Here is a 12,276-nt window from a genome sequence, read left to right as displayed (position 1 = left end):
GCCATGTTCCAGCGCGGCTTTACCCTGCTGGAAATGCTGGTGGTGATCCTGTTGATCAGCCTGGCCGCCAGTTTGCTGGGGCTGGGCGTGCACCAGGGCCTGCAGGCGGCGAAAGAGCGCCAGGCGGTCGGGCAGATGGTGGAGGCACTGCGTACCACACGGGCGGGAGCGATTGTCAGCGGGCAGGCCGCGCGTACGTCGTTCGATCTACGTGAGCGCACCTTCCAGGCGCCGGGGCGAGCGCTGCAACGCTGGCCGGCGCAACTGCGTGTCACGCTGCACACCGCCGAACAGGTCGGCGCTGCCGTCGAGTTCTACCCTGACGGCAGCTCCACCGGCGGCAATCTGCTCGTGGCCAACGGCACACGGCGTTGGCGCATCGATATCGGCTGGCTCACTGGCAGCGTGCAGTCCAAGGCACTGCCATGAAGCGCCAGGCCGGGTTCACGTTGCTGGAAATGCTCGCCGCCCTGACGCTGATGGCGGTATGCAGCACGGTGCTGCTGGTTGCGTTCGGCCAAAGCGCGCGCTCGTTGTCCCAGGTGGCCCACAGTGACCGGCTCACCCACGCAGCGCTGACGATTTTCGACCAGGAGGCAGCGGGGCGATTGAGCAACGGTGTCAGCCAGGGCGAACTCGACGGCATCCACTGGCAACTGACCAGCACCCGGCAGCAAGCCGCTATTTTTCGTCTCGACCTGGTCCTCACCGAGGGTCCGCACCAGGCCCGTTTCAGCACCTTGAAGGCGCGCCTGTGAAGCGCCGCGAGCAGGGGTTTACCTTGCTGGAAATCCTCGTGGTGCTCAGCTTGCTCGGCGTTTTGCTGGTGCTGGTCGGGGGCGCATTGCTGGGGGCCAATCGGGCGGTGTCCAAGGCCCAGGCGTATACGGTGACCCTGGACGAAGTACGCGCCGCCCAACAGTTCTTGCGCACGGCGATCAGCGAAGCGTTGCCGCTGGCGGTGGGCGAGGACGATGGTTTTTTTGTCGGCACGGCGCAGCACCTGGAGTTTGTCTCGACCTTGCCCGGTGTGCTCGGTGGTGGGATTCATCGGTTCAGCCTGCAACAGGTCGAACGGGGTTTGCAGGTCGGGTTTTCCCAACGAGAACCCCAGGTGCTGTTGAACAACATCGAGGGTTTGCAGTTCAGTTATCGCGGCCTATCGCCGCTGGGTCAGCCGACCGGCTGGGTCAATGCGTGGCCGTGGCCCAGGCGCCTGCCTTCAGCGGTGCGCATCGCTGTCAGCGTCGGGGGGCCGGTACCCTGGGTCACCCAGGTGATTGCCCTGCGCCTTAACCTGTCCAGCGGGAGTGTCGAAGAATGAAGCGCCAACGCGGTGCGGCCTTGCTGCTGGTGCTGTGGGTGCTGGCGTTGCTCAGCGTGTTGCTCGGCGGCCTGGCGGGGTGGGTGCAACTGGAAAGCCGCCAGGCCCTGTGGCTGCGCCAGCACACCCAGACCGTCCTGGCCGCCGAAGCCGGGATCGCCCAGGTGATGGCCGACCGACGCTGGGTCGCCGATGGCCGTGATATCCCCCTGGCCTTTGACGACGCCCAATTGCACGTGAGCCTGCGCAGCGAGCGCGGCAAGCTGTACCTCATCAACGCCGACCTGCAGGACCTTACGCACCTGGCCCTGGCCTGCGGCGCCACCCCGGCCCAGGCCACGCAACTGGCCAAGGCACTCGAAGTACGCCGTCACCAGGGCCTGGCGCCGTTCCGGGTGCTGGAGGAAGTGCGCCAACTGCCCGGCATGACCCAAACCCTCTACAGCCAATTGCTGCCCGAGATCACGTTGTGGAGCGACCTGGATCGCCCCGATCCCGCCTTCGCCAGCCCGCTGATGCGCAAGGCGCTGAACCTGCCGCGCCAAAACGCTGAAGGTGTCGACCCTGGCGAAGTGCTGGTGGTCGACAGCCGGGCCGAGCGCCCCGGCGGTTATCAGGCGCGGCTGCAAGTCACCGTTTTATTGAGCCCATCGGAGGACAGCGCACAACCCTACCGGGTGTTGCGTTGGCAAGAATGAATCGACTGGAACCCATCGCCCGGCATTGGCGCGGCAGCCTGCTGCAACAGGGTTGGCGTGTGTGGCTAACCGAATTGCGTGCCTGTGTGCCGAGTTGGCTGGCACGGCAAGAACCGCCCGAACAGGTCCATCACTGGCCATTGGCAGCGCCGGTTACCGCGGGCAGCACGCGCCAGGTGCTGATGCTCGCGGCCGACGCCGTGCTGGTGCAGCGCATACAACTGCCCTTGGCCGCCGGACGCAACCTGAGTGCCGTGGTCGGTTATGAACTGGACCGCTACACCCCGTACGAGGCCGATCAACTCTACTTTGTCGCGCGGCAGGAACGACGCACGCCCACTCACCTTGAGGTGACACTGGTGGCGATCCTGCGCGAGCGCCTGGACCAGATCCTCGCCGACTGCGCTGCCCTCGGCCTGCATCCCCATCGCGTCGATGCGGCCAACCTCGGTATTGACCTGTTGCCCACACCGCTGCGACCGCGCCAACGCCCCGCCGGGATGGGCTTGCAACGCAGCCTGCCATGGCTGTGCGGCGCCTTGCTGATTGCCGCGATGCTGCTGTGGCTCAACGACCGTCAGCGCGTCATCGACGCCATGCACGCCAGCGTCCAAGCGCAAAAAGCCCAAGTCGCCGAGGTGCATGCCCTGCGCCAGCAACTGCTCACTACCCGGGGCGCTGCGCAGTACCTCATTCGGCGCAAACTGGCGCAACCGCCGCTGGCCGCGCTGCTCAACGACCTGACCACCTGCCTGCCCGCCGACACCTGGCTGGATCAACTGGATGTGAAGGACGGCGAGATTTCACTCTCCGGGCAGAGCGCGAAGGCCAGTGCGCTGATCACCCGTATCAAAGGTTGCCGCAGCCTGGAAAACGCCCAGTTCGAAGGGGTGATCCAGCCCGATGCACGCACCGGCAAGGACCAGTTTGCCTTGCGTGCTCATCTACGCCAGGAGGCCGCCGATGCGCCGACCCCTCACACCCCGTGAACGCCGCGGCGCCGCGTTGCTGGTGCTGGCCGTGGTGGTCGGCGCGGCCTACTGGCTGTTGATCGACAGCTGGTTCGCCGGCCCCCTGCGCGACATGGGCGAACAGGCCGAGCAATTGCGGGAGCAGCAGCAACGGTACGCCAGTGTATTACGCCAACGCGATGCGCTGCGCCAACAGCTCGAGCAGGCGCGGCAGGACCCGGCCAGCAACACCAGCCTGTTGCCCGGCGATGACCCCGACGTGGTGGCCGCCGACCTGATGCAACGCCTCGCCGACCTGATCAACAGCCACGCCGATCTCGGCGGCGGTTGCAGCTTGACCCAGCGCAAGCCCATCACGCCGGAGCAGGACGACGGCGAGCCGTATCGCCAGGTCCAGGTCAGCCTGACCCTCAACTGCGCCATCGAACCCTTGGAAGTGCTGTTGCATGAACTGGAGTACCAGCCGCCATTCCTGTTTGTCGATGAACTGCGCATCCGCCGCAGCCAGCAGGCGCCGGCCAGTGGCGGAGCGGGCAAGCTGGTGGTGCACCTGCTGGTGCGCGGTTACCTGCAACCGTCGCGGGTGACGCCATGATCGGCAGATTGCGCCCCGTGGAGTGGGGCTTGCTCGGTCTGGCCGGGTTGCTGGGCCTGTTGATGGCGGTGATCCTCAGCAGCATCGGTGACGAGCCGCAGTGGTTGCCTGAGCCGCCGACGCGTGCCCACGCGTCGGCCACCGTGCAAGTTGCGCCCACGGTCTCCCTGGACGATCTTGCGGCGACTTGGCAGGCACCGTTGTTCAGTCCCGATCGCAGCCCCGACCGCGTGGTGGGCAAGGCACAGGTCACCAGCCTGGCCAATCTCACCCTCAGCGGCATCATGATCACCGGCAATCTGCAAATGGCCATGCTCAAGCAGGTCGACGGCCCGCTGCTGACCGTTCGCCTGGGCCAGGCCCTGCCCAACGGCTGGCGCCTGGACCACCTGACCCCGCAATACGCCCGTTTCAGCCTGGATGGCCGCACCCAGACCTTGAGTCTCTATGCCAAGCGCCTGCCGCCGCCATCCAACCGGCCCCCCATTACTTTGCCCCGCGAGCCCCTCCCTTGATCGACATGCGCACCTCAACGTTTTGCCTGGCCACCGCTCTTGCCCTGGGTGGCTGCGGCACTTTCCCCGACCGTCTCGAACCCGACGATGACCTGCTGCACGAAGCCATGCAGGGCACCGGCTCGCAGCGCCCGCCGGTTGAGCAACCCGTGCCCGAAACGGTGCAACCCTCGGTGAAATCACCGCCGCAGCGCCAACTGATTCGCGGCAACCAGCAATTCGTCCGCGCGCCCGCAGCGCAGTCGGTGGCGAAGGAGGAGGGCGGCGATATCGTGTTCAACTTTGCCGACCAGCCTATCGAGGCAGTGATCAACAGCGTGATGGGTGACCTGCTGCACGAAAACTACAGCATCGCCCAAGGCGTGAAGGGCAACGTGAGCTTTTCCACGTCCAAGCCGGTGGACAAGCAGCAGGCGCTGTCGATTCTCGAAACCCTGCTGTCCTGGACCGACAATGCGATGATCAAGCAAGGCAATCGCTACGTGATCCTGCCCGCCAGCCAGGCGGTGGCGGGCAAGCTGGTACCGCAAATGAGCGTGGCCCCACCGTCCAGCGGTCTGTCGGCGCGGTTGTTTCCACTGCGCTACATCTCCGCCACCGAGATGCAGAAGTTGCTCAAGCCGTTCGCCCGCGAAAATGCATTTTTGCTGGTCGACCCGGCGCGTAACGTACTCAGCCTGGCCGGCACGCCGGATGAACTGGCCAACTACCAGGACACCATTGACACCTTTGACGTGGACTGGCTCAAGGGCATGTCGGTGGGCGTCTTTGGTTTGCAAAGGGCCTCCGTGGCCGAGTTGATGCCCCAGTTGCAAAGCATGTTCGGCCCCGACAGCGGCATGCCCCTGGCCGGCATGCTGCGCTTTTTGCCGATCGAACGGACCAACTCGGTGGTGGCGATTTCTTCCCAGCCCCAGTACCTCAGTGAAGTGGGCGACTGGATCCGCACCATCGACGAGGGCGGCGGCAACGAGCCACAGATGTACGTCTACGACGTGCGCAACATGAAGGCCGCCGACCTGGCCAAGTACCTGCGACAGATCTACGGTACCGGCGCGATCAAGGACGACACGCCGGCCAAGGTCGCGCCGGGGTTGCGCACCACCACCTTGTCTTCACCCACTAACGGTGGCTTGCAGAACACCCCGCCTGCGGCTGAAGAAGCGGAGCCGGAAGAGAAGGAAGTCGCCCCTGCCAGCGGCCTTGAGGCCGGCACCCGCATCACCGCGCAAAAAAGCAGCAACCAACTGCTGGTGCGCACCCGGCCCGCGCAGTGGAAAGAGATCGAGGCGGCGATCAAGCGCCTCGACAACCCGCCCCTGCAAGTGCAGATCGAGACGCGCATCCTTGAGGTCAAACTGACCGGTGAACTGGACCTTGGCGTGCAGTGGTACCTGGGGCGCCTGGCGGGCAATTCCTCCAGCACCACCGTGGGCAATGCCTCCGGGAGCCAAGGCGCGCTCGGCGGCGGCGGGGCAGGGCTGGGGGCGACGGATTCGTTGTTCTATTCGTTCGTCAGCTCGAATTTGCAGGTGGCATTGCATGCACTGGAAACCAACGGCCGCACCCAGGTGCTGTCGGCGCCGTCGCTGGTGGTGATGAATAACCAGCCGGCGCAGATTCAGGTGGGGGACAACATTCCCATCAGCCAGACCACCGTAAACACCGGGGATGCGGACACCACCTTGAGCAGCGTCGAGTACGTGCAGACCGGGGTGATCCTGGACGTGGTGCCGCGCATCAATCCGGGGGGCTTGGTGTACATGGATATCCAGCAGCAGGTCAGTGATGCCGAGAACCAGAGTGGTAACAGCGACACACCGGTGAACCCGCGTATCTCGACGCGTTCGGTGTCGACGCAGGTGGCGGTGCAGAGTGGGCAGACGGTGTTGCTGGGGGGGTTGATCAAGCAGGACAACGCAGAGAGTGTGAGTGCGGTGCCGTATCTGGGGAAGATACCGGGGTTGCGGTGGTTGTTTGGGAGTACCAGTAAGTCCAAGGATCGCACGGAGTTGATCGTGTTGATTACGCCGAAGGTGATTACCAGCAGTGGGCAGGCGCGGCAGGTGACGGATGATTATCGGCAGCAGATGCAGTTGTTGCGGCCTGGGGGGGAGGCGGGGAGGTAGGTGGCGTACAGATCCATTGCTGCGGTAGCGGCGGAAAGGTGGGAGCTGGCTTGCCTGCGATAGCATCAACCGGATCTGCCTGATGTACCGAGCTGCCTGCATCGCAGGCAAGCCAGCTCCCACAGAAAAGCGGATGTGTGATTGATTTCCCAGCCAAGCACAGCGGCCTGAAAGCCGATCGATCTCTGACTGTCGACCTCGGTAAAAAGGTAGGAGCTGGCTTGCCTGCGATAGCATCAACCGGCTCTGCCTGATGTACCGAGCTGCTTGCATCGCAGGCAAGCCAGCTCCCACAGAAAAGCGGGTGTGTGATTGATTTCCCAGCCAAGCACAGCGGCCTGAGAGCCGATCGATCTCTTACTGTCGACCTTGGTCAACTGTGGGAGCGGGCTTGCTCGCGAAGGCGGTGTGTCAGCGAGTAAATCTGTGACTGGCAAACCACCTTCGCGAGCAAGCCAGCTCCCACAGTTGGTTCTCTATTCATCAGACGAAGCGGCTTTTGTTCTTGGCCGGCTCACGGATTCAAGCCCTCGTTCGCGCAGGCCGAGCCTAGGCGAGGTGCCGAGTGTTGGGCACCCAACCCCACGCGAGCTGATCGCAAAAAGACATTACTTATATGAATAAACAAACTCAAAAATAATGAAATACAAGAATATTAGCTTATACCCAAATAGCATTATATTTTTAAAATCCATTCCGTTATGTTTGAACTCAACAGCCTACCCCTGACCTCGGATGGTACCAATCGTCAATCGGATTCTGCGCTGCCAAAGCGGGTAACCACCCCACAGCAGAATCGTTGGAAAGGAGTTCAACGTATGTTGCCAATTCAAACCCCGCACTCGCTCCACACCTAGTTCCACATCGCCGAGACACCCCTGGAAAACCCGAGCACCGCGCGCGACCGCGTGATTGCCCGACTTCGCGATTTGGAACCGCAGGAATGCATATGAAGCGAGCCTTACAACCGACCGCCGCCCTGGCACTGGCCGTCCTGGCCAACACCGCACAAGCCCAGGACGACAGCACCCTGTCCACCGTGGTGGTCACCGGTAACCGCGGCGCCGAACAGCGCACCGTCACCAGCAGCCCGGTGCCGATCGACGTGGTCAGCGCCAAGCAATTGCAGAACACCGGCAAGCCCGGCCTCATGGAAGCCTTGAGCGCCGTGATCCCCTCGCTGACCCTACCGGAAAAAACCGGCTGGGACGCCAGCGGCATTGCCCGAGCCCCCAACCTGCGTGGCCTGAGCGCCGCCGAAGTGCTGGTGCTGGTCAACGGCAAGCGCCGCCACACCAGCGCCACGCTGAACATCAACGGCATCAATACCGGGGCCGCGCCAGCCGACCTGGACCTGATTCCCATCAGCGCCATCGACCACGTCGAAGTACTGCGCGACGGCGCCGCTGCCCAATACGGCTCCGATGCTATCGCCGGGGTGATCAACGTGATCCTCAAGGCCGACACCAGTGGCACCTCGGTGACCAACGCCGGCCTCGGCTATGACGGCAAGAAGCAGACCGTGCAACAAAGCCTCAACAAGGGTTTCGAGATCGGCAACGGCGGCATCGTGCAACTGGCGCTCGACGCCCGCAGCCAGAACGACGACAACAAGGCCAGCGCCAACGGCTACACCTATGAGCAAGCCTACGGCCTGGCGGGCAAGTCCACGTATGGCGGCTACGGCACGCCCAAGACCAACCTGCTGACCCTGGGCTATAACGCTGAACTGCCGATCGATGACAGCTTGAGCCTGTACTCCTTCACCACCTATTCCCACCGCAAGGCCGAGCAGGGGCAGAATTTCCGTTTGCCCACCATCACCAACACCATCACCACCGGGCCCAATGGCTACCCGTCGGGCTACACGCCGACCTGGTATATCGACGAGGACGACTTCCAGGCCGCGTTCGGTGGCAAGGGCACGCTCGGCGATTGGGATTGGGACCTGTCCACCACCTACGGGCGCAACGAGGCGGAGCAGGGCACTACGCATAACCAGAACCCGTCGCTGGGCGAAGCTACGCCGAATCACTTCACCTCTGGCACCTGGATATCCACCGAGCTGACCACCAACCTCGACTTCAAGCGCGGCTTCGATATCGGCCTGCAGAAGCCGCTGGACCTGAGCTACGGCTTCGAGCATCGGCGTGACACCTACGAGGTACAGGCCGGTGATTACGCGTCCTATGCCAACGGCGGCTACTGCGTGGCGCCGGGCAATTGCGCGTCGTCGGGGGCGCAGGTCACCAACGGCATTTCGCCGGACGAAGAAAGCAGTGCCTCGCGCAACAGCCTGGCCAGTTATGTCGATGTGGGTTTTAACCCAGTACCGGACTGGTACGTCGGCACAGCGTTTCGCTACGAACACTACAACCAGGGCGTCGGCGCCACTCGCAGCGGCAAGCTGACCACGCGCTATGACTTCACCCCGCAGTTCGCCGTGCGCGCCACCGTGAGCAACGGCTTTCGCGCGCCGTCCCTGGCCAACAGCCTGTTCAGTGCGCGCTCCACCACCTATGGCGTAGTGGACGGTGTGTATCAGTCGATCAACTACGGCGTGCTGCCGGTGGGCTCGGCGGCGGCCAGGGCGCTGGGGGCCGAGGACCTCAAGCCGGAGCGCTCTACCAACTTCAGCCTTGGCTTCACCCTTACGCCAACGGATCGCCTGAGCTTCACCGCCGACGCCTACGTGATCAACCTGCGCGACCGCATCACGCTCACCGGCACCTTGCTGGGCCCCGAGATCACCCAGGTGCTGCAAAACAACGGCATCAACTCCACTTCCGGCGGCCAGTACTTCATCAACGGCGCCGACACCCGCACCAAAGGCCTGGACCTGGTCAGTAGCTACAACCAGGACCTCGGCCAGTACGGCTCGCTGAAGTGGACCGCTGCGTTCAACTGGAACCAGACCCGAATCCTCAACTACAAGGAGTCGACCAACATCCTCGGTACTTCCTACGAGTTGATGAACCGTGAGGCGCGCAACCTGATCACCGGCGTGCAGCCCAACACCAAGCTGATCCTGGGCGGTGACTGGAGCATCGACCGCTTCAACCTCAACCTGGCCCTGACTCGCTACGGCTCCTACAAGGAAGTCAATTCATCGGCCAATCGCGACCTGGACCGCCTCTACAGCGCCCAGTGGATCACCGACCTCGACCTTGGCTACAACCTCACCAAAGACCTGAACATCGCCGTCGGTGCCAAGAACCTGTTCGACATCTACCCCAAGAAACAAGGGGTGCCGAGCAGCACCATGGTCAGCAGCTACGGCGTCTATTCGCCCTACGGTTTTACCGGCGGGTACTACTACACCCGCTTGACCTATGCCTTCTGAGGCCGAGGAATACACCATGCCCATTGTCGCCAAATCCTATGACCTGATTGAAGCGCCCAGCCCGGTGCGCCAGGCCCGCGTCTCCACGCCGATCAAGGCCCTGCAGGTGGTGCCCGCGCGGCATCCCTGGCGCTGGGCCGGGTCGGTCTTCGCGGCGCTGGTGCTACTGGCCATCGCGCATTCCCTGGCCACCAACCCGCGCTGGGAGTGGGGCGTGTTCGGCCAGTGGTTCTTCTCGCCGTCGGTGCTGCGCGGCCTGGGGCAGACGCTGTTGCTGACCCTGCTGAGCACCGTGTTCAGCATCTTCCTCGGCACCGCGCTGGCCCTGGCGCGGTTATCGGGATCGCCGCTGCTGGCGGCCCTGGCCTGGGGCTATATCTGGTTCTTCCGCTCGATGCCGGCGCTGCTGGTGCTGATCATCCTCTACAACTTTGCCTACCTGTACGATCACATCGTGGTGGGCGTACCGTTTACCAGCGTGGTGTTCGCCGAGTGGTCCACCGTGGATGTACTCAGCCAGTTCACCGTGGCCGTGCTGGGCTTGAGCCTGATGCAGGCCGCCTATGCGGCGGAGATCATCCGTGGCGGCCTGATCGGCGTCGACGCCGGCCAGCATGAAGCTGCGGCAGCCCTCGGGTTGCCAGCCTCGCGACGGATCTTCCGGATCATCCTGCCCCAGGCGCTGCGTTCGATCCTGCCGTCGGGGTTCAACGAAATCATCGGCCTGGTCAAGGGCACGTCCATCGTCTACGTGCTGGCCCTGCCCGAGCTGTTCTATACCGTGCAGGTCATCTACAACCGCACCCAGGCAGTGATCCCGTTGCTGATCGTGGCCACTGTCTGGTACTTGATCATCACCACTGTGCTCACCAGCGCGCAGTACTACGTCGAACGTCACTTTGCGCGCGGCACCGCACGGGAGCTACCGCCCACGCCGTTGCAACGCCTGCTCCACTGGGTGAAGGAGAAGACCCATGGGTGAAGCACGCGCCGGGCGCATCCAGATCCAGGGCGTGGGCAAGCGCTTTGGTAACCAGCAGGTGCTCAAGGACATCGACCTGACGATCGATCCGGGCAAGGTCACGGTGATCCTCGGGCCGTCCGGCTCGGGCAAATCCACGTTGCTGCGCACCATCAACCATCTGGAGAAGATCGACAGCGGGCATATCACCATCGACGGTGAATACGTCGGCTACCGCCGCAAGGGCGACCTGCTCTACGAACTCAAGGAACGCGAAATCCTCAAGCGCCGCATCGACGTGGGGTTCGTGTTCCAGAACTTCAACCTGTTCCCGCACCTCACCGCCTGGGAAAACGTCGCCGAAGCGCCACTGGCCCACAAGCGCTGGAACAAGGCCGGCGCCCAGGCCAAGGCCGCCGAACTGCTGGCCAAGGTCGGCCTGGCGGACAAGGTCGAGGCCTACCCACGCCAGCTCTCCGGCGGCCAGCAACAGCGCGTCGCCATTGCCCGCGCCCTGGCGTTGGACCCCAAGGTGCTGCTGTTCGATGAACCCACCTCGGCCCTCGACCCGGAGCTGGTGGGCGAAGTGCTCGACGTGATCAAGGGCCTGACCCGACTGGGCGTGACCCTGGTGATTGTCACCCACGAGATCGGCTTTGCCCGCGAAGTGGCCGACCACGTGGTGTTCCTCTGCGACGGCCAGTTGATCGAAGAAGGCCCGCCCGAACAGGTTTTCCGCCAACCCCGACATCCCCGCACCCTGGCCTTTCTTGGCAAGGTGCTTTAGTTCAAGGAGTGACTGTCCATGTTTATCCATACTGCACGCGTGGCCTTGCTGGCGCTTGCCGCCAGCACCGCGCACACCGCGCTGGCCGTGCAACAGGTCGACCTCAGCCCCGACCGCCCGCGCATCCATGTGCCGCGTAACGATGCTGCCATCGCGCAGATCCCGTCGGGCTTCAAGTTCGCCCAACCGGGCAAGTTCACCGTGGCCGTGTCCGGTGTAGCCGGACCGCCGCTGGCGCTGCTGGCCAACGACGACAAGACCACCATCGGCAGCGAGGCTGACACAGCGCAGTTGATCGCCGACAGCCTGGGCCTGCAACTCAACGTGGTGCAGACCAGTTGGGAGGATTGGCCCCTGGGCGTCAGTTCCGGCAAGTACGATGCGGTGATCAGCAACGTCACCGTGACCGAAGCGCGCAAGAAGCGCTTCGACTTCGCCACCTACCGCCAGGATGTGCTCGGGTTTTACGTGAAGAGCACCAGCAGGATCAGCGAGATCAAGGAAGCGGCGGACATTGCCGGGCTGAAGATCATCGTCGGCTCCGGCACCAACCAGGAAAAAGTCTTGCTGGCCTGGAACGATGCCAATGAAAAGGCCGGTCTCAAGCCCGCACTCTTGCAGTACTTCGACGACCAGGCCGCCGCTCAACTGGCGGTGCAGTCCGGTCGCAGTGACGCACTGTTCGGGCCCAACTCGGTGTACGCGTATTCCGCGGCGATCACTGGCGGTATCAAACGTGTCGGTACGGTGAATGGTGGCTGGCCGTTGCAGGCGGATATCGCCGTCACTACGCGCAAGGACAACGGTTTGGTCAAGCCGATCCACACGGCACTGGAAGGCGCGATTGCCGGTGGTCAATACGAACAGGTGCTGCAACGCTGGGGCCTGGACGTGGAGCGTGTCGACAAGTCACTGATCAACCCACCGGGCCTGCCGGATTAAGGAGCATCGAG

12 protein-coding genes are annotated in these 12,276 nt (G+C 63.6%); all 12 read left to right on the top strand.

The annotated features are described in order from the left end of the window. Positions 1–3: 3 nt before the first annotated feature. The 12 genes from CQ002_RS23135 (at position 4) to CQ002_RS23080 (ending at position 12,265) form a co-directional block, all read left to right on the top strand. A complete protein-coding gene (locus CQ002_RS23135) occupies positions 4–429 on the top strand; it encodes a GspH/FimT family pseudopilin (RefSeq protein ID WP_069077794.1) in 426 nt (141 codons plus the stop codon). Next, complete coding sequence (locus CQ002_RS23130; RefSeq protein ID WP_034107483.1) at positions 426–758, top strand: type II secretion system protein; 333 nt, start codon at positions 426–428, stop codon at positions 756–758. The genes CQ002_RS23135 and CQ002_RS23130 overlap by 4 nt, the downstream gene beginning before the upstream one ends. Continuing rightward, positions 755–1,324, top strand: coding sequence for a prepilin-type N-terminal cleavage/methylation domain-containing protein (locus tag CQ002_RS23125; RefSeq protein ID WP_034107481.1), 570 nt, complete (start codon positions 755–757; stop codon positions 1,322–1,324). The genes CQ002_RS23130 and CQ002_RS23125 overlap by 4 nt, the downstream gene beginning before the upstream one ends. Next, entirely contained in the window at positions 1,321–2,022 is a 702-nt protein-coding gene (locus CQ002_RS23120; protein WP_105162559.1) for a general secretion pathway protein GspK, read from the top strand. The genes CQ002_RS23125 and CQ002_RS23120 overlap by 4 nt, the downstream gene beginning before the upstream one ends. Then, complete coding sequence (locus tag CQ002_RS23115; RefSeq protein ID WP_098466937.1) at positions 2,019–3,011, top strand: type II secretion system protein GspL; 993 nt, start codon at positions 2,019–2,021, stop codon at positions 3,009–3,011. Before CQ002_RS23120 ends, CQ002_RS23115 begins: the two co-directional genes overlap by 4 nt. Beyond that, a complete protein-coding gene (gspM, locus tag CQ002_RS23110; protein ID WP_034107475.1) occupies positions 2,986–3,588 on the top strand; it encodes a type II secretion system protein GspM in 603 nt (200 codons plus the stop codon). Before CQ002_RS23115 ends, gspM begins: the two co-directional genes overlap by 26 nt. After that, positions 3,585–4,103, top strand: a complete 519-nt coding sequence (locus CQ002_RS23105; RefSeq protein WP_034107473.1) for a general secretion pathway protein GspN — start codon at positions 3,585–3,587, stop codon at positions 4,101–4,103. Before gspM ends, CQ002_RS23105 begins: the two co-directional genes overlap by 4 nt. Before the next feature lie 5 nt (positions 4,104–4,108). Further along, positions 4,109–6,232 carry a type II secretion system secretin GspD gene (gene gspD, locus CQ002_RS23100; RefSeq protein ID WP_034107471.1) on the top strand — a complete coding sequence of 708 codons (2,124 nt, stop codon included), beginning with the start codon at positions 4,109–4,111 and terminating at the stop codon, positions 6,230–6,232. A gap of 949 nt (positions 6,233–7,181) precedes the next feature. Beyond that, positions 7,182–9,575 carry a TonB-dependent siderophore receptor gene (locus tag CQ002_RS23095; RefSeq protein ID WP_098466934.1) on the top strand — a complete coding sequence of 798 codons (2,394 nt, stop codon included), beginning with the start codon at positions 7,182–7,184 and terminating at the stop codon, positions 9,573–9,575. Positions 9,576–9,591: 16 nt separating this feature from the next. After that, on the top strand, positions 9,592–10,557 hold the full coding sequence (locus CQ002_RS23090; protein WP_105162558.1) for an amino acid ABC transporter permease: 966 nt from the start codon (positions 9,592–9,594) through the stop codon (positions 10,555–10,557). Next, a complete protein-coding gene (locus tag CQ002_RS23085) occupies positions 10,550–11,323 on the top strand; it encodes an amino acid ABC transporter ATP-binding protein (RefSeq protein ID WP_105162557.1) in 774 nt (257 codons plus the stop codon). The genes CQ002_RS23090 and CQ002_RS23085 overlap by 8 nt, the downstream gene beginning before the upstream one ends. Before the next feature lie 18 nt (positions 11,324–11,341). After that, a complete protein-coding gene (locus CQ002_RS23080) occupies positions 11,342–12,265 on the top strand; it encodes an ABC transporter substrate-binding protein (RefSeq protein WP_034107463.1) in 924 nt (307 codons plus the stop codon). Positions 12,266–12,276 lie beyond the last annotated feature (11 nt).

The sequence above is a fragment of the Pseudomonas sp. MYb13 genome (assembly GCF_002980075.1).
Classification (GTDB): domain Bacteria; phylum Pseudomonadota; class Gammaproteobacteria; order Pseudomonadales; family Pseudomonadaceae; genus Aquipseudomonas; species Aquipseudomonas lurida.
This window is presented reverse-complemented; position numbering and strand designations above follow the sequence as displayed.